Here is a 26,350-nt window from a genome sequence, read left to right on the forward strand (position 1 = left end):
TTAGCAAACAGGCAGGATATGCCTGATACCTGGAGAGCCTTTCTTGAGCCAGGAATACACTGAAGACAAAGAAGTCACACTATCGAAGCTAAGCAGCGGACGTCGTCTCCTCGAGGCTTTGCTGATTGTTATTGCCCTTTTTGCCGTCTGGCTGATGGCAGCCTTACTCAGTTTCAACCCCTCAGATCCCAGCTGGTCACAAACTGCATGGCATGAGCCTATCCATAATTTAGGCGGTGTCCCCGGAGCCTGGCTTGCGGACACGCTGTTTTTCATTTTCGGTGTGATGGCCTACACCCTTCCCGTCATTATCATTGGCGGATGCTGGTTTGCGTGGCGTCATCGTCAGAACGATGATTACATCGACTATTTCGCGGTTTCGCTGCGCCTGATCGGCGCGCTGGCACTGATCCTGACCTCATGCGGTCTGGCGGCCATTAATGCCGATGATATCTGGTACTTTGCCTCTGGCGGAGTGATCGGCAGTTTGTTGAGTTCTGCACTGCAACCGATGCTCCACAGCAGCGGCGGCACGCTGGCGCTGCTGTGCATCTGGGCTGCCGGGCTGACGTTGTTTACCGGCTGGTCCTGGGTGAGCATTGCCGAGAAAATCGGCAGTTTTATCCTCACCATTCTGACCTTCGCCAGCAACCGTACCCGTCGTGACGATACGTGGGTGGATGAAGACGAGTATGAAGATGAAGACGAAGATGAGGATGAAGCGCCTGTGCAACGTCGCGAATCCCGTCGCGCCCGTATCCTGCGTGGGGCATTGGCGCGTCGCCAGCGCGTAGCTGAAAAATTTGCCAACCCGCTTGGACGTAAAACCGATGCGGCACTCTTCTCCGGCAAACGCATGGATGAAGACGAGCAGGTTGAGTATCGCGCAGCAGGTAACGCCGTCGATCCTGATGATGTGCTTTTCTCCGGGAGCCGTGCCACGCCGGGTGACTTTGACGAATACGATCCGCTGCTAAATGGCCAAACCGTTACCGCGCCGGTTGCGGCTGCCGCAGCAGCAACGACCGCTGCGCAGGCGTATGCTGCACCTGTCGAAGCCGTGATGCCATCTGCGCCGGTTTCGCCGCCGGAATCCGTTATTCAGCAGCCTCAGGTTGACTGGCAGACAGCACCCGGTGTTCACACACCGGAGCCCGTTATCGCCCCTGAACCGGAAAGCTATATCCCTGTGCATCAGGAGCAGTGGCAGGAGCCTTATCAGCCGCCGCAACCTGAATATGAACCGCAGCAATATGAACAGCCTGTGGCCCAGCCGTATCAGGAGTATGTGCCTGTGCCGGTTGAATCTGTGCAGCCTTATGTAGCGCCACAGCCTGAACCTGAAGTGGTGGAAGAGGTGAAACCCTCTCGTCCACCAATGTATTATTTTGAAGAGGTTGAAGAGCGTCGTGCTCGTGAACGCGAGCAGCTGGCAGCCTGGTATCAGCCTGTGCCTGAACCGGTGCAGGAGCCGGTTACCAAAGCACCTTCTTTCTCTGTTCCGCCGGTTGACCCAACACCTGCTGTTGCTCCTGTTACGGAAAGCGTTAAGCAGGCAACTGCGGCGGCGGCCGTGGCTGCACCTGTCTTCAGTCTGGCAACCGGTGGGACACCACGTCCTCAGGTGAAAGAGGGTATTGGCCCACAATTGCCTCGTCCAAATCGTGTCCGTGTGCCTACTCGTCGTGAGCTTGCTTCTTACGGTATCAAGCTGCCTTCCCAGCGTATGGCCGAAGAAAAAGCGCGTGAACCAGAGTACGAAGATGACGCCGATGAGATGCAGCAGGACGAGCTGGCCCGCCAGTTCGCAGCGCAACAGAATCAACGTTACGGTGAGGAATACCAGCACGATGAACCGATTCTGGAAGATGAAGATGACGCGGCGGAAGCCGAATTAGCGCGCCAGTTTGCCGCAACGCAGCAGCAACGCTATTCCGGTGAACAACCTGCTGGTGCGAACCCGTTCTCGCTGTCTGATTTTGAATTCTCGCCAATGAAGGATCTGGTGGATGATGGTCCGAGCGAGCCTTTATTCACCCCGAGCGTGATGCCGGAAGCCGAGCCAGTGCGTCAGCAGCCAGCTCCGCAGGTTTATATGCAGCCGCAACAGCCGCAACAGGCGCAACAGCCTCCGCAATTCCAGCAACCTGCGCCTCAGGCGCAGGAAAGCCTGATTCACCCGCTGCTGATGCGTAATGGTGACAGCCGTCCATTGCAACGTCCAAGTACGCCGCTGCCGTCGCTGGACCTGTTAACGCCGCCGCCGTCTGAAGTTGAGCCGGTCGATACGTTTGCGCTGGAGCAGATGGCCCGTCTGGTGGAAGCTCGTCTGGCCGACTTCCGTATCAAGGCGGACGTGGTGAACTACTCTCCTGGCCCGGTTATTACCCGTTTTGAACTGAATCTGGCGCCGGGTGTTAAAGCCGCGCGTATTTCGAACCTGTCCCGCGACCTGGCACGTTCGCTGTCGACCGTTGCGGTACGTGTGGTGGAAGTGATTCCCGGCAAACCTTACGTTGGCCTTGAGCTGCCGAACAAAAAACGTCAAACCGTTTACCTGCGCGAAGTGCTGGATAACACCAAATTCCGCGATAACCCATCCCCGCTGACCGTGGTGCTGGGTAAAGATATCGCGGGCGATCCGGTGGTGGCTGATCTCGCCAAAATGCCTCACCTGCTTGTAGCGGGGACCACCGGTTCCGGTAAGTCCGTCGGCGTGAACGCCATGATCCTCAGCATGCTTTATAAAGCGCAGCCGGAAGACGTGCGTTTCATCATGATCGACCCGAAAATGCTCGAACTGTCGGTCTACGAAGGCATTCCGCATCTGCTGACCGAAGTGGTCACCGACATGAAAGACGCCGCCAATGCCCTGCGCTGGAGCGTCAATGAGATGGAACGCCGCTACAAGCTGATGTCTGCGCTGGGCGTGCGAAACCTGGCCGGTTATAACGAGAAAATTGCCCAGGCTGTGCGCATGGGACGTCCGATCCCGGATCCTTACTGGAAGCCGGGTGACAGCATGGATGCCCAGCATCCGGTGCTGGAAAAACTGCCTTATATCGTCGTTCTGGTGGATGAGTTCGCTGACCTGATGATGACCGTCGGTAAGAAAGTGGAAGAGTTGATTGCCCGTCTGGCGCAGAAAGCGCGTGCGGCCGGTATTCACCTTGTTCTCGCGACCCAGCGTCCTTCCGTGGACGTTATCACTGGTCTTATTAAAGCGAACATTCCGACGCGTATTGCGTTTACGGTATCAAGTAAAATTGACTCCCGTACCATTCTTGATCAGGGCGGCGCAGAGTCGCTGCTGGGTATGGGTGACATGCTCTATTCCGGCCCGAACTCCACCTCTCCGGTGCGTGTCCACGGCGCGTTTGTCCGCGATGAGGAAGTTCACGCCGTGGTGCAGGACTGGAAAGCGCGCGGTCGTCCGCAGTATGTTGATGGTATTACCAGCGATGTAGAAAGCGAAGGCGGCGGTGGCGGTTTTGACGGTGGAGAAGAGCTGGATCCATTATTTGATCAGGCGGTTAACTTCGTTACCGAAAAACGCAAAGCGTCCATCTCTGGCGTTCAGCGTCAGTTCCGCATCGGCTATAACCGCGCAGCGCGTATCATAGAGCAGATGGAAGCGCAGGGCATCGTGAGCGAGCAGGGGCATAACGGTAACCGCGAGGTGCTTGCTCCGCCGCCGTTTGACTAACCTTCAGCGATTGCAAAGAAGGGTAAATCAGCAAAAAATTAAGCATTTTCTTCTGTCGCCTGCCTTCGGGCAGGTCCAGAATAGAAGACGGAAACCCCATTTCGGGAAGACGTATTTTAAGGAATAACAATGAAAAAAATCGCCATCGCCTGTGCATTACTGACCAGTTTTGTCGCCAGCAGCGTCTGGGCTGATGCAGCCAGCGACCTTAAAAGCCGACTGGATAAAGTGAGCAGCTTCCACGCCAGCTTCACGCAAAAAGTGACTGACGGCAGCGGCAACGCGGTACAGGAAGGCCAGGGCGATTTGTGGGTAAAGCGCCCCAATCTGTTTAACTGGCACATGACCCAGCCGGATGAGAGCATCCTGGTGTCTGACGGTAAAACCTTATGGTTCTTCAACCCGTTCGTTGAGCAGGCAACGGCGACCTGGCTGAAAGATGCCACCAGCAATACGCCGTTTATGCTGATTGCCCGCAACCAGTCCAGCGACTGGCAGCAGTACAATATCAAACAGACGGGTGACGAGTTTATCCTGACGCCGAAAGGCAGCAACGGCAACCTGAAGCAGTTCACCATTAACGTAAGCACCAACGGAACCATTAATCAGTTCGGCGCGGTTGAGCAGGACGATCAGCGCAGCAGCTACCAGCTTAAGTCTCAGCAGAACGGCGCCGTTGATGCATCGAAATTCACCTTTACCCCGCCGAAGGGCGTAACGGTGGACGACCAACGCAATAAGTAAGAGGCGTGAGTGGGCAATCTGTCGCTCGATTTTTCAGATAACGCGTTTCAACCTCTGGCCGCTCGTATGCGGCCAGAAAATTTAGCGCAGTACATCGGCCAGCAGCATCTGCTGGCTGCCGGAAAGCCTTTGCCGCGTGCTATTGAAGCCGGGCATCTCCATTCCATGATCCTCTGGGGGCCACCCGGCACTGGCAAAACCACCCTTGCAGAAGTTATTGCCCGCTATGCCAACGCGGACGTTGAACGTCTTTCGGCGGTCACCTCCGGCGTGAAAGAGATCCGCGAGGCGATCGAGCGTGCGCGGCAGAACCGCAATGCCGGGCGGCGTACCATCCTCTTTGTGGACGAAGTCCACCGCTTCAACAAGAGCCAGCAGGATGCTTTCCTGCCGCATATTGAAGACGGCACGATTTTCTTCATCGGTGCAACCACTGAAAACCCGTCGTTTGAACTGAACTCGGCGCTGCTTTCGCGTGCGCGCGTTTACCTGCTCAAATCGCTGACCACCGAGGATATCGAAAAGGTTCTCACCCAGGCAATGGACGACAAAGCACGCGGCTACGGTGGGCAGGATATCGTTTTACCTGACGAGACGCGTCGTGCGATTGCTGAGTTGGTCAACGGTGATGCGCGTCGGGCACTGAATACGCTGGAGATGATGGCCGATATGGCCGAAATTGATGACTCCGGCAAGAGAGTGCTTAAACCGGAACTGCTCACCGAGATTGCTGGTGAACGCAGCGCGCGTTTCGATAACAAGGGCGACCGTTTTTACGATCTGATCTCGGTGCTACATAAGTCCGTGCGAGGCAGCGCGCCGGATGCGGCACTTTACTGGTATGCACGCATTATCACTGCCGGTGGCGATCCGCTGTATGTTGCACGACGTTGCCTGGCTATTGCCTCGGAAGATGTCGGCAATGCTGATCCACGGGCGATGCAGGTGGCGCTCTCAGCATGGGACTGTTTTACCCGCGTCGGTCCCGCTGAAGGGGAGCGCGCCATTGCGCAGGCGATTGTCTATCTGGCCTGTGCGCCGAAGAGTAATGCGGTCTATACCGCCTTTAAAGCGGCAATGTCTGATGCGCGTGAACGTCCGGACTACGATGTGCCGGTTCATCTGCGTAATGCACCGACCAAACTGATGAAAGAGATGGGGTATGGTCAGGAGTACCGTTACGCCCATGATGAACCCAATGCCTACGCTGCCGGAGAGGAATATTTCCCGCAAGAGATGGCACAAACGCGCTATTATCATCCCACAAACAGAGGTCTTGAAGGCAAGATTGGTGAAAAGCTCACCTGGCTCGCCGGACAGGATCAAAATAGCCCTATAAAACGCTACCGTTAGCGCTATCGTTGCGGTAATGTTGGCAATGTATCCCTGTGACCGCAGGCTGTGGTCACATTTTCCTATTTTAATTCGATAAGCACAGGATAAGCATGCTCGATCCCAATCTGCTGCGTAACGAGCCAGACGCAGTCGCTGAAAAACTGGCACGCCGAGGCTTTAAGCTGGATGTAGATAAGCTGCGCGCTCTTGAAGAGCGTCGTAAAGTTTTGCAGGTACAAACTGAAAATCTGCAGGCAGAGCGTAACTCTCGATCGAAATCCATTGGCCAGGCGAAAGCGCGCGGGGAAGATATTGAGCCATTACGCCTGGAAGTGAACAAACTGGGTGAAGAGCTGGATCAGGCGAAAGCTGAGCTGGATGTTCTTCAGACCGAAATTCGTGATATTGCCCTGGCTATCCCGAACATTCCTGACGATAGCGTGCCTGTCGGCAAAGATGAAAACGACAACGTTGAAGTGAAACGCTGGGGTACACCTCGTGAATTTGACTTCGAAGTGCGCGATCACGTGACGCTGGGCGAAATGCACGCGGGCCTGGACTTTGCGGCGGCGGTTAAGCTGACTGGCTCTCGCTTCGTGGTGATGAAAGGCCAGATTGCCCATCTGCACCGCGCGCTGGCGCAGTTCATGCTGGACTTGCACACTGAGCAGCACGGCTACAGCGAGACCTACGTCCCGTATCTGGTTAACCACGATACGCTGTACGGTACGGGCCAGTTGCCGAAATTTGCCGGCGATCTGTTCCACACCCGTCCGCTGGACGAGGAAGCGGATAGCAGCAACTACGCGCTGATCCCAACTGCTGAAGTGCCGCTGACTAACCTCGTGCGCGATGAGATCATCGACGAAGACGACCTGCCAATTAAGCTGACGGCACATTCTCCGTGCTTCCGTTCTGAAGCAGGATCTTACGGTCGCGACACGCGCGGTCTGATTCGTATGCACCAGTTCGACAAAGTTGAGATGGTGCAGATCGTCCGTCCTGAAGAATCCATGGACGCGCTGGAAGAGATGACCGGCCACGCTGAGAAAGTGCTGGAGCTGCTGGGTCTTCCGTACCGTCGTATGGCCCTGTGCACCGGTGATATGGGCTTTGGCGCCTGCAAAACCTTCGATCTGGAAGTGTGGGTGCCTGCGCAGAACACCTACCGTGAGATCTCCTCCTGCTCTAACGTCTGGGATTTCCAGGCGCGTCGCATGCAGGCACGTTGCCGCAGCAAATCTGACAAGAAAACCCGTCTGGTTCATACCCTGAACGGCTCTGGTCTGGCTGTCGGCCGTACGCTGGTTGCCGTGCTGGAAAACTATCAGCAGGCAGATGGTCGTATCGAGATCCCTGAAGTACTGCGCCCATACATGAAAGGCCAGCAGTACATCGGCTAATTCTTTGCCTCACAACAAAAAAGCGCCTTCGGGCGCTTTTTTTATGCCTCTGAATTGATACTACGCAATACCCCCTCCCTCTAAAGTAGTAATACTCCTCCGAATGAAAGTTAGCATAAATGACTGATAACGAAGAGTTTCGTTATATATAAAACTATATAGCGGTATGTGCCGCCTCTCTTTTCTTTGTGAGCAACCAAGTGAGTCTCTATGAAAATCAACGCGCCTGAAGCATTAATGGCAGCTGAGGTCACTCGCCGTGGGTTGATGAAAACCACGGCAATAGGCGGCCTGGCTATGGCCAGTAGCGCCCTCACGCTTCCTTTTACCCGGCTGGCGTCGGCGGCAGATGCATTGTCCCCGGCGACAGCTCCGGAAAAAGTGGTGTGGAGCGCCTGTACCGTAAACTGTGGTAGTCGTTGTCCACTGCGTATGCATGTGGTGGATGGCGAAATTAAATATGTTGAAACCGACAATACCGGGGACGATAACTACGAAGGATTACATCAGGTACGCGCTTGTCTGCGTGGCCGTTCCATGCGTCGTCGTGTGTATAATCCGGACCGTCTGAAGTACCCAATGAAGCGCGTTGGTAAGCGTGGGGAAGGGAAGTTCGAGCGCATTAGCTGGGATGAAGCCTACGATATCATCGCCACCAACATGCAGCGTTTGATCAACGAGTATGGCAACGAATCCATCTACCTGAACTACGGTACCGGGACGCTCGGCGGCACCATGACCCGTTCCTGGCCACCGGGTAAAACACTGGTGGCGCGCCTGATGAACTGCTGCGGCGGTTATCTTAATCACTATGGTGACTACTCCTCTGCTCAGATCGCTGCTGGCCTGAACTACACCTACGGTGGCTGGGCGGACGGCAACAGTCCGTCCGATATCGAAAACAGCAAGCTGGTTGTGCTGTTCGGTAACAACCCGGGTGAAACCCGCATGAGCGGTGGCGGGGTGACATATTACCTCGAACAGGCTCGCGCTAAGTCCAATGCCCGCATGATCATCATCGATCCGCGCTATACCGATACCGGTGCCGGGCGAGAAGATGAGTGGATCCCAATCCGTCCAGGTACCGATGCGGCGCTGGTCTCAGCGCTGGCGTGGGTGATGATCACCGAAAACCTCGTCGATCAGCCTTTCCTGGATAAATACTGCGTCGGTTACGACGAGAAAACCCTGCCAGCCAGCGCGCCGGCAAACGGGCATTACAAAGCGTACATTCTTGGCCAGGGCAGCGATGGCGTGGCGAAAACGCCAGAGTGGGCGTCCACGATCACCGGTATTCCGGTCGAACGCATCGTCCAGCTGGCGCGTGAGATTGGCTCAGCCAAACCGGCCTATATCAGCCAGGGCTGGGGCCCGCAACGTCATGCAAACGGTGAAATCGCGACCCGCGCCATTTCTATGCTCTCCATCCTGACCGGCAACGTCGGTATTCATGGCGGCAATACCGGTGCGCGTGAAGGCTCGTATGAAGTGCCGTTCGAACGTATGCCGACACTGGATAACCCGGTTCAGACCAGCATCTCGATGTTTATGTGGACCGATGCGATCGAACGTGGTCCGGAAATGACCGCTTTGCGCGACGGTGTGCGCGGCAAGGACAAGCTGGATGTGCCGATCAAGATGATCTGGAACTATGCCGGCAACTGTCTGATCAACCAGCATTCTGAAATTAACCGTACCCACGAAATCCTGCAGGATGACAAGAAGTGCGAGATGATTGTGGTCATCGACTGCCACATGACCTCCTCGGCAAAATATGCCGATATCCTGCTGCCGGACTGTACTGCATCTGAGCAGATGGATTTTGCGCTGGACGCCTCCTGCGGCAACATGTCCTATGTGATCTTCACCGATCAGGCCATCAAACCTCGCTTTGAGTGCAAAACCATCTATGAGATGACCTCTGATCTGGCGAAACGTCTTGGCGTTGAGCAGCAGTTTACTGAGGGGCGTACTCAGGAAGGGTGGATGCGTCATCTGCATGAACTTTCCCGTAAAACGATCCCTGACCTGCCAGATTTCGACACCTTCCGTAAGCAAGGGATGTACAAACAGCGCGATCCGGAAGGGCACCACGTGGCGTACAAAACGTTCCGTGAAGACCCGCAGGCGAACCCGCTAACCACACCGTCGGGTAAAATCGAAATCTACTCCGAAGAGCTGGCAAAAATTGCCTCAACCTGGGAGTTGCCGGAAGGGGACGTTATCGATCCGCTGCCGATCTACACACCGGGCTTTGAAAACTATAACGATCCGCTGACGGCGAAATTCCCGCTGCAGTTGACCGGTTTCCACTACAAAGCGCGAGTTCACTCCACGTACGGTAACGTCGACGTACTGAAAGCCGCCTGCCGTCAGGAGATGTGGATCAACCCGATGGATGCCAAAGCGCGTGGCATCAACAATGGCGATCGCGTACGCATTTTCAACGGGCGTGGTGAGGTACATATCGAAGCCAAGGTTACACCGCGCATGATGCCTGGCGTTGTCGCGCTGGGGGAAGGGGCCTGGTATAACCCGGATGCCAACCGCATCGACCAGGCAGGCAGTATTAACGTACTGACTACACAGCGCCCATCGCCACTGGCGAAAGGTAACCCATCTCACACAAACCTTGTTCAGGTTGAAAAGGTTTAAGGAGTAACCGATGACAACCCAGTATGGATTTTTTATTGATTCCAGCCGTTGCACCGGGTGCAAAACTTGCGAGCTGGCCTGTAAAGATTACAAAGATCTGACCCCGGACGTCAGCTTCCGCCGAATCTACGAATACGCCGGGGGTGACTGGCAGGAAGATAACGGCGTCTGGCATCAAAACGTGTTCGCCTACTACCTGTCGATTGCCTGCAACCACTGTGAAGATCCGGCCTGTACTAAGGTCTGTCCGAGTGGGGCGATGCACAAGCGCGATGACGGTTTTGTCGTCGTGGATGAAGATGTCTGCATCGGCTGTCGCTACTGCCACATGGCCTGCCCGTATGGTGCGCCGCAGTACAATGCCGCTAAAGGTCATATGACCAAGTGCGACGGCTGCCACTCACGCGTGGCGGATGGCAAAAAACCGATTTGCGTCGAGTCCTGTCCGCTGCGCGCGCTGGACTTTGGCCCAATTGAAGAGCTGCGTAAAAAACACGGTCAGCTTGCGGCGGTAGCGCCACTACCGTCAGCGCACTTCACGAAGCCGAGTATTGTGATTAAACCTAACGCCAACAGCCGTCCGACAGGTGACACCACCGGCTACCTGGCAAATCCGAAGGAGGTGTGAGATGGGAAGTGGATGGCATGAATGGCCGCTGATGATCTTCACGGTCTTTGGGCAATGTGTTGCCGGTGGGTTTATCGTGCTCGCCCTGGCGCTGTTAAAAGGCAACCTCAGTGCTGAACAGCAGCAGCGTCTCGTGTTGAGTATGTTTGGTCTGTGGGTACTGATGGGAATTGGCTTTATTGCCTCAACGCTGCATCTGGGCTCACCGATGCGTGCGTTTAACTCCCTGAACCGCGTGGGGGCCTCATCACTCAGTAATGAGATTGCCAGCGGGGCGATTTTCTTCGCCGTCGGTGGTCTGGGATGGCTGCTGGCAGCGCTGAAAAAATTGCCTGCGGGTCTACGCAGCCTGTGGCTGATCGTGACCATGGTGCTGGGCGTGGTATTCGTATGGATGATGGTGCGCGTGTACAACACCATTGATACCGTTCCCACCTGGTACAGCGTCTGGACGCCGATGAGTTTCTTCCTGACGATGTTTATCGGTGGTCCGCTGTTGGGCTACCTGCTGCTGCGCGTAGCGGGCGTAGATGGGTGGGCAATGCGTTTGCTCCCCGCTGTTTCGCTGCTGGCGCTGGTGGTGAGTGCAATGGTTGCCCTGATGCAGGGAACCGAACTGGCAACCATTCACAGCTCGATTCAGCAGGCCTCTGCCCTGGTGCCGGACTACGGTTCACTGATGGCCTGGCGCATCGTTCTGCTGGTCGCGGCGTTGGTATTCTGGATCGCTCCTCAGCTTAAAGGATATCAGCCCGCGCTGCCGCTGCTGTCGCTGGCTTTTGTGCTGGTACTGGCGGGTGAACTGATTGGCCGTGGTGTGTTCTACGGATTGCATATGACCGTGGGTATGGCTATTGCCAGTTAACGTTGCATTTAGTTATATCAAGCCGGGCCTGAGTGCCCGGCTTTTTCTTTTTTCGATCATGAAATTTTTCGACTGTCGTTTTGTTTTAATTTCGTTCATTAATAAATAAAAACAGATACATAATTAATATCTATAGCAGGCGTTGCATTAGCAGGATAAGTTTTTTAAATCGACAGGGAACATATTGTGCGTGATGGCGAAATCAGCGGATTGACTTTGTTTTTGCCAGTGGCATGATGCGCACGAAATCTGAACTTCCTCACGGTTTTTAACCCATGACCACCTATACCCGGCCAGTGCTTCTGTTGCTCTGTGGCCTACTTCTGTTGACCCTGGCGATCGCAGTGTTAAATACGCTCGTCCCGCTGTGGCTCGCCCATGAAAACTTACCGACCTGGCAGGTGGGTATGGTCAGCTCGTCCTTTTTTACCGGCAACCTGTTGGGGACGCTGGTCACCGGGAGCCTGATTAAGCGCTTTGGCTTTAATCGCAGCTATTATCTGGCTTCGCTGATTTTCGCCGCCGGATGTGCCGGTTTAGGCCTTATGGTCGGCTTCTGGAGCTGGATGGCATGGCGTTTTATCGCTGGCGTAGGCTGCGCGATGATTTGGGTGGTGGTTGAAAGTGCGCTGATGTGCAGCGGTACGTCGCGCAACCGCGGACGCCTGCTGGCAGCCTATATGATGGTTTACTACGTGGGCACCGTGCTGGGTCAACTGATGGTCAGCAAACTGCCAACCGACCTGATGAGCGTTCTGCCGTGGGTAACGGGTATGGTGCTTGCCGCGATCCTGCCGCTGCTCTTTACGCGCATTGTGAACCAGAACAGCGAACACCAGGAAGCAACCCACGTCTGGCCGATGCTGAGACTCCGTCAGGCGCGGCTGGGCGTTAACGGCTGCATTATCTCGGGGATTGTACTGGGCTCACTCTATGGCCTGATGCCGCTCTATCTAAATCATCAGGGCGTCAGCGATTCCGGAATTGGCTTCTGGATGGCGGTTATGGTGAGTGCAGGGATCGTCGGGCAGTGGCCGATTGGCCGTCTGGCGGACCGTTTCGGTCGTCTGCTGGTACTGCGCGTTCAGGTCTTCGTGGTGATCCTGGGATGTCTAGCCATGCTCAGCAACGCCGCGATGGCGCCTGCGCTGTTTATTCTCGGGGCCGCTGGCTTTACGCTCTATCCGGTCGCGATGGCCTGGGCCTGTGAGAAAGTAGAACATCACCAGCTGGTGGCAATGAACCAGGCGCTGTTACTGAGCTATACCATCGGCAGTTTATTAGGGCCGACGTTTACCGCGATGTTGATGCAGAATTACTCTGATAATTTATTGTTTATCATGATCGCCAGCGTATCGTTTATTTATCTCTTAATGCTGCTGCGCAAAGCGGGCGAACACCCAACGCCTGTGGCTCATGCCTGATTAATTAAAAGCCTGTCGATGACAGGCTTTTTTGTCCCTGTCACAACTAAGAGTTTTACTTATTGTTTGTTTATTGCGTCAGACGATAATTCATGTGAGTTCTACCACTATAAGGCATCAATCATGTCTATTCGTCGTTTTGCCACTACCGCACTTGCCGTAGTGTTGTCTTTAACGTTTGCAACGGCTCCGGTCATGGCTAATCCTGGAAACGGGAATGGCAATGGTCACGGAAACGGCGGCGGACAGGGTAACAGCGGCAGTCATGGTAATGGAAATTCTGGTAACCATGGCAATAAGCAAAATAACGGTCAGGATAACCCTGGAAAATCGGATAAGAGCGTTAAGAGCAGTAAAGATGTCGGTAACGATGTCGACGCTCGCGTGAGTTTCGATCATGCCCGCCATCTGGCGCTGAATTATGGCCTAACGGGCTATAAGTCTCTGCCTCCGGGTATCGCGAAAAACCTGGCGCGCGGTAAGCCGTTGCCTCCGGGCATTGCGAAGAAAACCGTGCCGGCCTCTATGCTGGGCCAGCTTCCTTCCTATCCTGGCTATGAATGGCGGGTAGTGGGTGACGATCTGGTCTTAATTGCGCTGAGTACAGCCATTGTGACGTCCGTGATTAACGGCGTCTTTAAATAGAATATAAAAAAACCCGGTTTTCACCGGGCTTTTCTTTAATACATCACCTTATGGCCGTACTGCTCAAGAATGCCTTTGACGCGTTCCATCGTCTCTTTCTTCGGCGGCTTCACGCCATCGAGTTTGTACTCTTCGCCCATTGCCACCCATTTGTGTTTACCCAGCTCGTGATAAGGCAGAAGCTCGATTTTCTCGACGTTGCCCATGTCGCGGGTAAATTCCCCGAGACGATGCGCGGAGTCGTCATCATCTGACCAGCCAGGCACAACCACGTAGCGGATCCAGGTTTTGATGCCTTTATCGGCAATGTATTTGGCAAATTCCAGCGTCCGGTGGTTTGAGACACCAACGAGGTTCTGGTGGATCTCATCGTTCATCTGTTTGAGATCGAGCATCACCAGATCGGTCACTTCGAGCAGCTCGTCGATAACCGGATCGTAGCGGCGTACAAAGCCGTTGGTATCGAGACAGGTATGAATACCTTCCTTGCGGCAGGCACGGAACCAGTCGCGTACAAACTCAGCCTGAAGAATGGCTTCACCGCCGGATGCGGTTACACCACCGCCAGACGCGTTCATAAAGTGACGGTAGGTCACCACCTCTTTCATTAAATCTTCAACGGTCACTTCTTTGCCGCCGTGTGTATCCCAGGTGTCACGGTTATGGCAGTACAGGCAGCGCATCAGGCAGCCCTGGAAAAAGGTGATAAAGCGGATACCTGGGCCATCGACAGTGCCACAGGATTCAAAGGAGTGAATGCGACCAATAATTGACATTGCGGTGATATCTCCAGCATCGGCCCGTCCGGGGCCTGTGTATGCACAGCTCAAAACCGGCTGTGTTAAGTCTGTTTTGGCTGTTATCCATTAAGTATAGATAGCGGACAAAAGAGACTGAGGTGGAGAGGGTGCTAAAAAGGCCCCACTTGCGTGGAGCCTTTATTGTACGCTTTTTAACGCGTGATTTCAGTCAATTCCACTTACATGGACTGAGTGAAAGTACGGGTGATAACGTCCTGCTGCTGTTCTTTAGTCAGGGAGTTAAAACGTACTGCGTAGCCGGATACGCGGATGGTCAGCTGAGGATATTTCTCAGGGTGTTCCATCGCGTCGAGCAGCATTTCACGGTTCATTACGTTCACGTTCAGGTGCTGACCACCTTCGATGGACGCTTCGTGGTGGAAGTAACCATCCATCAGACCCGCGAGGTTAGTTTTACGCACTTCGTCGTCTTTACCCAGCGCATTTGGAACGATAGAGAAGGTGTAAGAGATACCATCTTTAGCGTAAGCAAACGGCAGTTTAGCAACGGAAGTCAGAGAGGCAACAGCACCTTTCTGGTCACGACCGTGCATTGGGTTAGCACCTGGGCCGAATGGCGCGCCAGCACGACGTCCGTCTGGGGTATTACCGGTTTTCTTACCATACACAACGTTAGAGGTGATGGTCAGAACAGACTGAGTCGGGATAGCGTTACGGTAAGTAGTCAGTTTCTGAATTTTCTTCATGAAACGTTCTACCAGGTCAACCGCCATGTCATCAACGCGAGAATCGTTGTTACCAAACTGCGGGTATTCGCCTTCGATTTCGAAGTCTACAGCCAGGCCGTCTTCGTCACGAATTGGTTTAACTTTCGCATATTTGATTGCAGACAGGGAGTCAGCCGCAACGGACAGACCTGCGATACCACACGCCATGGTGCGGATAACGTCACGGTCGTGCAGCGCCATCAGAGAGGCTTCGTAGCTGTACTTGTCGTGCATGTAGTGGATAACGTTCAGTGCAGTGACGTACTGTTTAGCCAGCCAGTCCATGAAGTGATCCATGCGGTCCATCACTTCGTCGAAGTTCAGAACGTCGCCTTTGATTGGCTCAGACTTAGGACCAACCTGCATTTTCAGTTTTTCATCAACGCCGCCGTTGATTGCGTACAGCATGGTTTTCGCCAGGTTTGCACGCGCACCGAAGAACTGCATTTGTTTACCAACAACCATTGGGCTTACGCAGCAAGCGATAGCGTAATCGTCGTTGTTGAAGTCCGGACGCATCAGGTCATCGTTCTCGTACTGCAGAGAAGAGGTGTCGATAGACACTTTAGCGGCGAATTTCTTGAAGTTCAGAGGCAGTTTTTCAGACCACAGAACAGTAATGTTCGGCTCCGGAGAAGGACCCATGGTGTACAGGGTGTTCAGGAAGCGGAAGCTGTTTTTGGTTACCAGAGTACGGCCATCAACGCCCATACCACCGATAGATTCAGTTGCCCAGATTGGGTCACCGGAGAACAGCTCATCGTATTCTGGGGTACGCAGGAAGCGAACCATACGCAGTTTCATGACCAGGTGGTCAATCATTTCCTGAGCGTCTTGCTCGGTGATTTTGCCTGCTTTGATGTCGCGTTCGATGTAAGCATCCAGGAAGGTGGATACACGACCGAAGGACATCGCTGCACCGTTCTGAGACTTAACCGCGGCCAGGTAGCCGAAGTAAGTCCACTGGATAGCTTCCTGAGCGTTGGTCGCAGGACCAGAGATATCGCAGCCATATTTAGCTGCCATTTCTTTGATCTGACCCAGCGCGCGGTGCTGTTCAGCAATTTCTTCACGCAGACGGATAGTCGCTTCCAGGTTTACGCCGTTTTCCAGGTCAGACTGCAGGGAAACGAACTGTGCGTACTTGTCTTTCATCAGGAAGTCGATACCGTACAGCGCAACGCGACGGTAATCACCGATGATACGGCCACGGCCATACGCATCTGGCAGACCGGTCAGAACGCCAGATTTACGGCAGTTCAGAATGTCTTTGGTGTAAACATCGAATACGCCCTGGTTGTGGGTTTTACGGTATTCGGTGAAGATTTTTTTCAGCATTGGGTCCAGCTCGCGGTTATACGCTTTGCAGGAACCTTCAACCATTTTAATACCACCGAACGGGATGATTGCACGTTTCAGTGGTGCTTCAGTCTGCAGACCAACGATTTTCTCAAGGGCTTTGTTGATATAGCCAGCATCGTGAGAAGTGATGGTGGAAGCAACGGAGGTGTCGAAATCAACTGGCGCGTGAGTGCGGTTTTCCAGTTTAACGCCTTCCATTACGCTGTCCCACAGCTTGGTGGTCGCGTCAGTTGCGCCAGCCAGGAAGGATTCGTCACCTTCATACGGGGTATAGTTTTTCTGAATGAAGTCACGTACGTTTACTTCATTCTGCCAGTCACCTTTCGCAAAACCTTCCCAGGCTGTGGCTAACTTTTCATTAAGCTCGGACATGTAACACCTACCTTCTTAAGTGGATTTTTTATTTACTGCCTGAGAAAACCATCAATGATGATCGTCGCCACGCAGGTAAATGACCCAGTATGTCAACCCAACTAACAGACCCCCACCGATAATGTTCCCGATAGTGACAGGGATCAGGTTATCAGTAATGAAATTCATAATAGTCAGGTGAGAGAAACTTTCCGGGGATGAACCAACTGCGGTCCAGAACTCCGGGCTTGCAAAGTCGCGGATGACAATGCCCATTGGGATCATGAACATATTCGCGATACTGTGCTCAAAGCCGCTGGCAACAAACATCGCAACTGGCAGAACCATTATTAAGGCTTTGTCCATCAGGCTGCGACCCGAATAGCTCATCCATACAGCCAGGCAGACCATCAGGTTAGCGAGGATGCCAAGAGCAACGGCTTCGATAAATGTGTGGTGCATTTTGTGGTCGGCAGTTTGCAGGACGTTGAGCCCCCAGCCACCGTTGGCGGTCATGTACTCGCCAGAAAGCCACATCAACAAAACAAAGAGCAGACAGCCAACCAGGTTACCCACGTAGACGTTAAGCCAGTTACGCGCCAGCTGACCCCAAGTAATTCTTCCGCTGGCTTTCGCTACGACAATCAGCACCGTTGAGGTGAAGAGGTCGGCACCGCAGATAACGCAAAGAATCAGACCCAGTGAGAAGCAAATACCGCCAATCAGTTTGGCCATGCCGAAAGGCATTCCAGCAGTACCGGTGGTGGCAGTGATGTAGAAGACGAAAGCGATAGAGATGAACACACCAGCCGTGATCGCCAGATAGAACGTCTTCATCGGGTGTTTCGTTGCTTTATAGACACCCGCTTCTTCGGCAACTTTGGCCATCGCAGCAGGGAGTAAAAGATCAAAAGGGTTGTCAGCTTTCACACTAACTCTCTCTTTATTAAGTCGGCGACGAGATACTAACAAAGCATTATAGAAGAGAAATTGATATAGATCATATCTCGCCTGGCTTATAGGCCCGCAGTGTGTATGGTTTTACAACAAATGCGGAGTAAGTATTTGATTATCCGTATAAAAATAAATTTTAAAAGTTATGAAAAGAGTTGAATTTTTTCGTTCGGCCACCTCTAAAACAGTTAATTAATATGGAGTATTTACCATAAAAAGTAACAGTAAAGCCCGGGTTAATATTATTATATTTACCCATGTTTAACTTTATTATTACAATCAACAATCATTGCCGAAGAAAATAAAAAACGGGGCAATGAAATTGCCCCGTAATATAGCCCAGACGATTGAATACGCCTACTGCTGCTAATGTTATGTGCGCTTATTTTGACCAGTAAGCGGCTTTTGCTTTCTGCAGTTTTTCATAGGCGTTCAGCAGCGACTGGTGCGCCGGGAAGGCTTTCAGATCGCTGTCAACAGCCTGCAGGCCATAGAACGGCGCTTCGCCACTCAGGGCCGCACTGGCCGCTTCTACCGCCTCAGCACCGTACATCCGTACGAAGGCATTCAGATATTGCAGCGGCTCGCGATCTTCTTCCTGTGCAAGCAACAACAGCGTTTGCAGGCAGCGGTAATAGTTGGTGCGCTCGGCAGAGAAGACCGACTGGTTGAATTCCATGGTCCACTCGGTCCAGGCCAGGGCCTGATCCAAATCGCCACCCGCCAGGGCCAGCATGGCTTTCAGCTCACCGATGCGCAGGGTATACCAGCCGTTGTCTTTACCGGTAGCCAGACCCAGGAGTTCGCGTACGCGGGTGAAGTCATCGTGACCTTCTTCGTCCAGTTGGGCGATCAGGTTCAGATAATCTTCTTTCTCCCATTCGCTGCCCGGCAGAGCCAGCAGCGTCTCGCGCAGATGCGCGCCCATGCTGTTATTCGCCAGCCACAGATCTTCAGCCGGGTAGATGTCGGACATACCTGACACCAGAATACGGCAGGCGTAGACGCCAAGGTGTTCGTAGTCGGCAATATAGACTTCCTGATCTTCCGCGTCGAAGATCGCCATCAGCGTGGCGAACTCTTCTTCAGTGGTACCGGCAAAGCTCCAGTCCACGAACGGATAATCCGCGTCTTGTTTAAACATATCCCAGGAGATCAAACCGCTGGAGTCGATGAAGTGGGTTTCGAGGTTGGTATGCTCGGCCACTTCTTCATCGTCAAACGTTGGCGGGGTGAACACGTCGAGATCTTTCAGACTACGGCCCTGCAGCAGTTCGGTGACGGTACGTTCTAGCGCCACGCCGAAGTCAGGGTGCGCGCCGAAGGAGGCGAAACAGGTGCCGTTGGTCGGGTTAAACAGCACGACGCAGATAACCGGGTATTTACCGCCCAGCGAGCCGTCATACGCAAAGATTGGGAAACCTTCTGCTTCCAGTTTGGCGATGGATTCCACCACACCCGGGTAGCGCGCCAGCACGTCTGCCGGAATTTCAGGCAGGCTGATAGATTCGGCAATAATGCGGTTTTTGATGTGACGTTCGAAGACTTCGGAAAGACCCTGCACGCGCGCTTCATTGCGAGTGTTACCGGCGGACATACCGTTGGAGACATACAGGTTGCCGACGATGTTCATCGGAATATAGACGGTTTGCTCATCTGACTGACGGGTAAACGGCAGGGCACAGATCCCGCGCTCGTCGTTACCGGACTGCAGATCGATCAGCATGCTGGCAGTCAGTTCGTTTTCCGGATCGTAGAAGGCACGCAGGCGGGCGTCGAGAATACCTTCCGGCAGTTCGTCACCTTCGGTCAGTGGGAACCATTTTTCGTTTGGATAGTGAACAAACGGGCCGTTAGCGATGGTTTCGCCCAGCCAGAAGTCAGCGAAGAAATAGTTGGTGGACAGACGCTCAAAATACTCACCCAGCGCAGAGGCCAGTGCCGCTTTTTTTGTCGCACCTTTACCGTTGGTAAAGCACAGGGCACAGTCTTTATCGCGAATATGCACGGACCAGACATGAGGCACCGGATTGAGCCAGGAGGCTTCTTCGATGTTAAAGCCCAGGTCGGTCAGTTTCTGCTGGAAGCGAGCGATGGAATCTTCCAGGGCGGCGTCTTTGCCGGGGATAAATGTTTGAGTCATGGCGTTCACTTTTATCGTACGTAAAGCGCGCAATGATACGGGTTTTGCGTGACAGGTGCTATCTTCGGCGAAAATAAATGCCTGAGCTATGCTTATAGCCAGTAACCTACTGTAAGGCATAGAAAAATGAAAGCTTTCGATCTCCATCGGATGGCGTTTGATAAAGTCCCTCCTGAGTTTTTAGGCGAAGTCGCTCTGCGCAGTCTGTATACCTTCGTCCTGGTCTTTCTGTTTCTCAAGATTACGGGCCGTCGTGGTGTCCGGCAGATGTCGCTCTTTGAGGTATTGATTATCCTGACGCTGGGATCAGCGGCGGGTGACGTTGCCTTCTATGATGATGTGCCGATGGTGCCGGTGTTTATTGTCTTTGTCTCACTGGCGCTTATTTACCGTCTTGTCATGTGGCTGATGTCGAAAAGCGAAAAGCTGGAAGACCTGCTTGAAGGGAAGCCGGTTGTTATCGTCGAGGACGGCCAGCTGGCCTGGGAAAATGTAAAAAGTGCCAATATGACCGAGTTTGAATTCTTTATGGAGCTACGCCTGAATAGCGTGGAACAGCTCGGGCAGGTACGTCTGGCAATAATGGAAACCAACGGGCAGATCAGCGTTTATTACTATTCTGACGAGGACGTCAAGCCCGGTCTCTGTATTTTACCGGACATGCTGATCGAACGTTTCAGAACGGTTCCTGAAGCTGGCGACTATGCTTGCATACGATGCAGCCACGTGGTTGCGATGCAGCCGGGCGATCGTCAATTATGCCCCCGCTGCGCAAATCCGGAATGGTCGAAGGTTAGCCGGGCCAAACGGCTTACCTGACAGCCATTTTGTCGGTTTTGTCCTGGCGAGGCGGTAGATTGTTTTGTGTGACGCGGGACACATTTCGCCGGCCATAAGTTTTAGACATTGCGGCGCGTGTCACTGAATGATAAAACCGATATCCACAGTTATAACTTATGGCTTTTAGCGTGGTGAGGGGAAATGGCTCAAGTCTTTAATTTCAGTTCAGGTCCGGCAATGTTACCGGCAGACGTGCTTAAACAGGCCCAACAGGAACTTTGTGACTGGAACGGTCTCGGTACGTCGGTGATGGAAATCAGCCACCGGGGTAAAGAGTTTATTCAGGTGGCGGAAGAGGCAGAAAAGGATTTTCGCGATCTGCTGAATATTCCCTCGAACTACAAAGTATTGTTCTGTCACGGCGGCGGACGCGGTCAGTTTGCAGGTGTACCGCTGAATATCCTCGGTAACAAAACGACGGCTGACTATGTTGACGCGGGTTACTGGGCGGCAAGTGCCGTTAAAGAAGCGCATAAATACTGCACGCCAAATGTTATCGACGCCAAAGTGACTGTTGACGGTCTGCGCGCTGTTAAGCCAATGAGCGAGTGGCAGCTTTCTGATAACGCAGCGTATCTGCACTACTGCCCGAACGAAACCATTGACGGGATTGCCATCGACGAGACGCCAAACTTCGGCAGCGATGTCGTGGTTGCCGCGGATTTCTCCTCCACCATTTTGTCTGCACCGATTGATGTCAGCCGCTACGGTGTTATCTATGCGGGCGCGCAGAAAAATATCGGTCCGGCCGGTTTGACTATCGTCGTCGTGCGTGAAGACCTACTGGGGAAAGCGCATAAATCGTGCCCGTCGATTCTCGATTACACCGTGCTGAACGATAACGATTCTATGTTCAACACCCCACCTACGTTTGCGTGGTACCTCTCCGGTCTGGTGTTCAAATGGCTGAAGCAAAACGGCGGTGTGGCGCAGATGGACAAGGTTAACCAGCAGAAAGCTGAACTGCTGTATGGCGTCATCGACAAGAGCGATTTCTACCGTAACGATGTCGCGAAAACCAATCGTTCCCGCATGAACGTGCCGTTCCAGCTGGCTGACAGCAACCTGGATAAAGTCTTCCTGGAAGAGTCCTTCGCGGCCGGCCTGCATGCGCTGAAGGGACACCGTGTTGTTGGTGGTATGCGTGCCTCCATCTATAACGCGATGCCGCTGGAAGGCGTTAAAGCTCTAACCGATTTCATGATCGACTTCGAACGTCGCCACGGTTAATTACGCTGTTTTCACCCCCGTAGCCCTGCTGCGGGGTTTTTATTATGTTGATTTGAGAGTTAAGTTTTCATGGAATCCCTGACGTTACAACCTATCGCGCGGGTAGATGGCACCATTAATCTGCCTGGTTCAAAAAGTGTCTCGAACCGCGCTCTGCTGCTGGCAGCTCTGGCAAACGGCACCACTGTCCTCACAAATCTGCTGGATAGCGATGACGTACGCCACATGCTCAATGCGCTGAAAGCGTTGGGAGTTCAATACACGTTGTCTGACGACCGCACGCGTTGTGAAGTGACTGGCAACGGCTGTGCACTGCGCTCTGGTGAAGAGCTGGAGCTGTTTCTGGGGAACGCCGGTACCGCAATGCGTCCGCTGGCGGCAGCCCTGTGTCTGGGCAGCAACAATATTGTGCTGACCGGCGAGCCGCGCATGAAAGAGCGCCCGATTGGTCATCTGGTGGATGCGCTGCGTCAGGGCGGCGCGCAGATTGAGTATCTGGAGCAGGAAAACTACCCACCGCTGCGTCTGCGCGGAGGTTTTACCGGCGGAAGCGTTGAGGTTGACGGCAGCGTCTCCAGCCAGTTCCTGACGGCACTGCTGATGACTGCACCGCTGGCACCGCAGGACACGGTTATCACCATTAAGGGCGATCTGGTTTCCAAACCGTATATTGATATCACTCTGCACCTGATGAAAACCTTCGGTGTTGAGGTGGAGAACCAGTCTTATCAGCGCTTCGTGGTGCGTGGAGCACAGCAATATCAATCCCCGGGTAGCTACCTTGTTGAAGGTGATGCTTCCTCTGCATCCTATTTCCTGGCCGCTGGAGCAATTAAAGGCGGCACCGTAAAAGTGACCGGTATTGGCCGAAACAGCGTGCAGGGCGATATCCGTTTTGCGGACGTGCTGGAAAAAATGGGCGCTATTGTCACCTGGGGCGAGGACTTCATCTCCTGTACCCACGGCGAGCTGAACGCCATCGACATGGACATGAACCATATCCCGGATGCGGCGATGACCATTGCCACGGCGGCGCTGTTTGCCAAAGGAACCACCACGCTGCGTAACATCTACAACTGGCGCGTAAAAGAGACGGACCGCCTGTTCGCAATGGCGACAGAGTTGCGAAAAGTCGGTGCCGAGGTGGAAGAGGGCGAAGACTATATTCGCGTGACCCCTCCGGCAAAACTGCAGTTTGCGGAAATCGGAACCTACAACGATCACCGTATGGCGATGTGCTTCTCGCTGGTGGCGCTGTCAGATACGCCTGTCACCATTCTTGACCCGAAATGTACCGCGAAAACCTTCCCGGACTACTTTGAGCAACTGGCGCGCATTAGCACGCTGGCCTGATAACGTTTTGCCGCATCATCTGATGCGGCATTTCCTTACGTTTCCTGACGAACACTTCCGTTCATTTCTTCTACACTCTGCTTCAATCATTCCGTAATTTGCACGCAAAGGTAACAGTTGCGCACGTTGGCGCGTATAATGCGCGGCGTTCATGTAAACGGTATGCCTTATTTAAGGAGAAAAAGATGACGGCAGTTGCCCCGGTAATCACCATTGATGGGCCGAGTGGTGCAGGGAAAGGTACTCTGTGCAAAGCGATGGCGGAAGCATTGCAATGGCATCTTTTAGATTCGGGAGCAATCTATCGCGTGCTGGCTCTGGCAGCGCTGCATCACCATGTGGATGTTGCGTCTGAAGAAGCGCTGGTACCGCTGGCTGCGCATCTTGATGTACGTTTTATTTCGACCGATGGCAACCTGGAAGTCATCCTGGAAGGGGAAGACGTAAGTGGCGAAATTCGTACTCAGGAAGTCGCGAATGCGGCCTCTCAGGTTGCAGCATTTCCGCGCGTTCGCGAGGCGTTGTTGCGCCGTCAGCGCGCTTTCCGTGAAGCCCCGGGTCTGATCGCCGACGGACGCGATATGGGAACCGTGGTATTCCCTGATGCACCCGTGAAAATTTTCCTTGACGCCTCTTCTGAAGAACGCGCTCAACGCCGCATGCTTCAGTTGCAGGAGAAGGGGTTTAGTGTTAACTTTGATCGCCTTTTATCCGAGATAAAAGAGCGTGATGACCGCGATCGTAACCGCGCCGTCGCCCCACTTGTTCCTGCAGAAGATGCATTAGTTCTGGATTCAACCAGTTTAACTATTGAGCAAGTGATTGAAAAAGCGCTACAATATGCGCGCCAAAAACTGGCACTCGCGTAATCGCGACCGATTTAGCAGTACCCCCGCTGCAATGGATTGACGGCGGGTATGTGAAACAACCCCATCCGGCACGGAGCCAGGTGGACGTTAATATTAACCTGAAGATTAAACATGACTGAATCTTTTGCTCAACTGTTTGAAGAATCCTTAAAAGAAATCGAAACCCGTCCGGGTTCCATCGTTCGCGGTGTTGTTGTTGCTATCGACAAAGACGTAGTACTGGTTGACGCCGGTCTGAAATCTGAGTCCGCCATTCCGGCAGAGCAGTTCAAAAACGCCCAGGGCGAGCTGGAAATCCAGGTTGGTGACGAAGTTGACGTTGCTCTGGACGCAGTAGAAGACGGCTTCGGTGAAACCCTGCTCTCTCGTGAGAAAGCTAAACGTCACGAAGCATGGATCACGCTGGAAAAAGCTTACGAAGAAGCTGAAACTGTGGTCGGTGTTATCAACGGCAAAGTTAAAGGCGGCTTCACTGTTGAGCTGAATGGTATTCGTGCGTTCCTGCCAGGTTCTCTGGTAGACGTTCGTCCAGTCCGTGACACCCTGCACCTGGAAGGCAAAGAGCTTGAGTTCAAAGTAATCAAGCTGGACCAGAAGCGTAACAACGTTGTTGTTTCCCGTCGTGCTGTTATCGAGTCCGAAAACAGCGCAGAACGCGATCAGCTGCTGGAAAACCTGCAGGAAGGCATGGAAGTCAAAGGTATCGTTAAGAACCTCACTGACTACGGCGCATTCGTTGACCTGGGCGGCGTTGATGGCCTGCTGCACATCACCGACATGGCGTGGAAACGCGTTAAGCACCCAAGCGAAATCGTGAACGTGGGCGACGAAATCACTGTTAAAGTGCTGAAGTTCGACCGCGAGCGTACTCGTGTATCCCTCGGCCTGAAACAGCTGGGCGAAGATCCATGGGTAGCTATCGCTAAGCGTTACCCAGAAGGTACTAAACTGACTGGTCGTGTTACTAACCTGACTGACTACGGCTGCTTCGTTGAAATCGAAGAAGGCGTTGAAGGTCTGGTGCACGTTTCCGAAATGGACTGGACCAACAAAAACATCCACCCATCCAAAGTTGTTAACGTTGGTGATGTAGTGGAAGTGATGGTTCTGGATATCGACGAAGAACGTCGTCGTATCTCCCTGGGCCTGAAACAGTGCAAAAACAACCCATGGCAGCAGTTCGCGGAAACCCACAACAAGGGTGACCGTGTTGAAGGTAAAATCAAGTCTATCACTGACTTCGGTATCTTCATCGGCCTGGACGGCGGCATCGATGGCCTGGTTCACCTGTCTGACATCTCCTGGAACGTTGCAGGCGAAGAAGCAGTTCGTGAATACAAAAAAGGCGACGAAATCGCTGCAGTTGTTCTGCAGGTTGACGCAGAGCGTGAGCGTATCTCCCTGGGCGTTAAACAGCTCGCAGAAGATCCGTTCAACAACTGGGTTGCACTGAACAAGAAAGGCGCAATCGTAAACGGTAAAGTGACTGCAGTTGACGCTAAAGGCGCAACCGTAGAACTGGCTGACGGCGTTGAAGGTTACCTGCGCGCTTCTGAAGCTTCCCGTGACCGCGTTGAAGATGCCACTCTGGTTCTGAACGTAGGCGACGACGTTGAAGCTAAGTTCACCGGTGTTGACCGTAAGAACCGTGCAATCAGCCTGTCTGTTCGTGCTAAAGACGAAGCTGATGAGAAAGATGCAATCGCAACTGTTAACAAACAGGAAGATGCAAACTTCTCTAACAACGCAATGGCTGAAGCTTTCAAAGCAGCTAAAGGCGAGTAATATCAAGTTCTCAGCATCATTTGAGCTGTAACGCATTTACAGCGTGAAGGATGAGGAGCAAACTTGACAGATTGCAGGATTCGTCCTGTAATCAATAACAAAGGGCGGCTACGGCCGCCCTTGTTTAATGAGCTGTTCAGCTAATTGGTTTGAAAGGAACCGGAGGAATCATGACCAAGTCAGAATTGATTGAAAGACTTGCCAGTCAGCAACCGCATATCCCTGCCAAGGCAGTGGAAGATGCCGTAAAAGAGATGCTGGAGCATATGGCCTCCACTCTTGCCCAGGGCGAGCGCATTGAAATCCGCGGTTTCGGTAGTTTTTCTCTGCACTATCGTGCTCCACGCACCGGGCGTAACCCGAAAACGGGTGATAAAGTCGAGCTGGAAGGTAAGTACGTTCCACACTTTAAGCCGGGTAAAGAACTGCGCGACCGCGCCAATATTTACGGTAACTGAGTTTAGCCATCGGGTTAAACTGGGTTCGAAAGAAAGCACCTGCGGGTGCTTTTTTTGTCTTTATCGTTTCAA

General features: G+C 53.3%; 19 protein-coding genes. 15 read left to right on the forward strand and 4 right to left on the reverse strand.

Annotated elements, in window-relative coordinates; genetic code table 11:
* Positions 1-43: 43 nt before the first annotated feature.
* The 9 genes from ACLHV8_RS06300 to ACLHV8_RS06340 all read left to right on the forward strand — a co-directional run bounded on the left by ACLHV8_RS06300 (position 44) and on the right by ACLHV8_RS06340 (position 13,405).
* Positions 44-3,706, forward strand: coding sequence for a DNA translocase FtsK 4TM domain-containing protein (locus tag ACLHV8_RS06300; protein ID WP_208594451.1), 3,663 nt, complete (start codon positions 44-46; stop codon positions 3,704-3,706).
* A gap of 129 nt (positions 3,707-3,835) precedes the next feature.
* Positions 3,836-4,450, forward strand: a complete 615-nt coding sequence (gene lolA / locus ACLHV8_RS06305) for an outer membrane lipoprotein chaperone LolA (RefSeq protein ID WP_108090351.1) — start codon at positions 3,836-3,838, stop codon at positions 4,448-4,450.
* Positions 4,451-4,459: 9 nt separating this feature from the next.
* Entirely contained in the window at positions 4,460-5,803 is a 1,344-nt protein-coding gene (gene rarA, locus ACLHV8_RS06310) for a replication-associated recombination protein RarA (RefSeq protein ID WP_208594452.1), read from the forward strand.
* A 92-nt stretch (positions 5,804-5,895) separates the two neighbouring features.
* Positions 5,896-7,188, forward strand: a complete 1,293-nt coding sequence (gene serS, locus ACLHV8_RS06315) for a serine--tRNA ligase (RefSeq protein WP_047071876.1) — start codon at positions 5,896-5,898, stop codon at positions 7,186-7,188.
* A 210-nt stretch (positions 7,189-7,398) separates the two neighbouring features.
* Positions 7,399-9,843 (forward strand): dimethylsulfoxide reductase subunit A, encoded by a 2,445-nt coding sequence (gene dmsA, locus ACLHV8_RS06320; RefSeq protein WP_208594453.1) that lies wholly within the window; start codon positions 7,399-7,401, stop codon positions 9,841-9,843.
* A gap of 10 nt (positions 9,844-9,853) precedes the next feature.
* On the forward strand, positions 9,854-10,471 hold the full coding sequence (locus tag ACLHV8_RS06325; RefSeq protein WP_017384545.1) for a DMSO/selenate family reductase complex B subunit: 618 nt from the start codon (positions 9,854-9,856) through the stop codon (positions 10,469-10,471).
* A 1-nt stretch (position 10,472) separates the two neighbouring features.
* Positions 10,473-11,336 carry a dimethyl sulfoxide reductase anchor subunit family protein gene (locus ACLHV8_RS06330; protein WP_028019253.1) on the forward strand — a complete coding sequence of 288 codons (864 nt, stop codon included), beginning with the start codon at positions 10,473-10,475 and terminating at the stop codon, positions 11,334-11,336.
* A gap of 275 nt (positions 11,337-11,611) precedes the next feature.
* Entirely contained in the window at positions 11,612-12,760 is a 1,149-nt protein-coding gene (locus ACLHV8_RS06335) for an MFS transporter (protein WP_028019252.1), read from the forward strand.
* Between the two features lie 123 nt (positions 12,761-12,883).
* Positions 12,884-13,405 carry an anti-virulence regulator CigR family protein gene (locus ACLHV8_RS06340; protein ID WP_208594454.1) on the forward strand — a complete coding sequence of 174 codons (522 nt, stop codon included), beginning with the start codon at positions 12,884-12,886 and terminating at the stop codon, positions 13,403-13,405.
* Positions 13,406-13,440: 35 nt separating this feature from the next.
* Here ACLHV8_RS06340 and pflA read toward each other — a convergent pair whose 3' ends face one another.
* The 4 genes from pflA to ycaO form a co-directional block, all read right to left on the reverse strand.
* Positions 13,441-14,181: a pyruvate formate lyase 1-activating protein gene (gene pflA / locus ACLHV8_RS06345; RefSeq protein ID WP_010429226.1), complete on the reverse strand. Its 741-nt coding sequence runs from the start codon at positions 14,179-14,181 to the stop codon at positions 13,441-13,443.
* 203 nt (positions 14,182-14,384) lie between these two features.
* The gene (gene pflB / locus ACLHV8_RS06350) at positions 14,385-16,667 is read right to left on the reverse strand and encodes a formate C-acetyltransferase (protein ID WP_024907798.1); all 2,283 of its coding nucleotides are present in this window, start codon (positions 16,665-16,667) and stop codon (positions 14,385-14,387) included.
* 51 nt (positions 16,668-16,718) lie between these two features.
* Positions 16,719-17,576: a formate transporter FocA gene (focA, locus tag ACLHV8_RS06355; RefSeq protein WP_008499974.1), complete on the reverse strand. Its 858-nt coding sequence runs from the start codon at positions 17,574-17,576 to the stop codon at positions 16,719-16,721.
* 406 nt (positions 17,577-17,982) lie between these two features.
* Positions 17,983-19,743, reverse strand: a complete 1,761-nt coding sequence (gene ycaO / locus ACLHV8_RS06360; protein WP_410392116.1) for a 30S ribosomal protein S12 methylthiotransferase accessory factor YcaO — start codon at positions 19,741-19,743, stop codon at positions 17,983-17,985.
* A 126-nt stretch (positions 19,744-19,869) separates the two neighbouring features.
* Here ycaO and ACLHV8_RS06365 point away from each other — a divergent pair, with 126 nt between their 5' ends.
* The 6 genes from ACLHV8_RS06365 (at position 19,870) to ihfB (ending at position 26,278) form a co-directional block, all read left to right on the forward strand.
* Positions 19,870-20,562, forward strand: coding sequence for a DUF421 domain-containing protein (locus tag ACLHV8_RS06365; protein ID WP_208594456.1), 693 nt, complete (start codon positions 19,870-19,872; stop codon positions 20,560-20,562).
* A 162-nt stretch (positions 20,563-20,724) separates the two neighbouring features.
* Positions 20,725-21,813: a 3-phosphoserine/phosphohydroxythreonine transaminase gene (serC, locus tag ACLHV8_RS06370; protein WP_028019248.1), complete on the forward strand. Its 1,089-nt coding sequence runs from the start codon at positions 20,725-20,727 to the stop codon at positions 21,811-21,813.
* A gap of 69 nt (positions 21,814-21,882) precedes the next feature.
* On the forward strand, positions 21,883-23,166 hold the full coding sequence (aroA, locus tag ACLHV8_RS06375) for a 3-phosphoshikimate 1-carboxyvinyltransferase (protein WP_410376829.1): 1,284 nt from the start codon (positions 21,883-21,885) through the stop codon (positions 23,164-23,166).
* 185 nt (positions 23,167-23,351) lie between these two features.
* The gene (gene cmk / locus ACLHV8_RS06380; RefSeq protein ID WP_028019246.1) at positions 23,352-24,035 is read left to right on the forward strand and encodes a (d)CMP kinase; all 684 of its coding nucleotides are present in this window, start codon (positions 23,352-23,354) and stop codon (positions 24,033-24,035) included.
* Positions 24,036-24,146: 111 nt separating this feature from the next.
* A complete protein-coding gene (gene rpsA / locus ACLHV8_RS06385) occupies positions 24,147-25,820 on the forward strand; it encodes a 30S ribosomal protein S1 (RefSeq protein ID WP_008499966.1) in 1,674 nt (557 codons plus the stop codon).
* 170 nt (positions 25,821-25,990) lie between these two features.
* Positions 25,991-26,278, forward strand: coding sequence for an integration host factor subunit beta (gene ihfB, locus ACLHV8_RS06390; RefSeq protein ID WP_008499965.1), 288 nt, complete (start codon positions 25,991-25,993; stop codon positions 26,276-26,278).
* Positions 26,279-26,350 lie beyond the last annotated feature (72 nt).

This window comes from Enterobacter sp. CPE_E863 (genome assembly GCF_046521465.1).
Classification (GTDB): Bacteria; Pseudomonadota; Gammaproteobacteria; order Enterobacterales; family Enterobacteriaceae; genus Enterobacter; species Enterobacter adelaidei.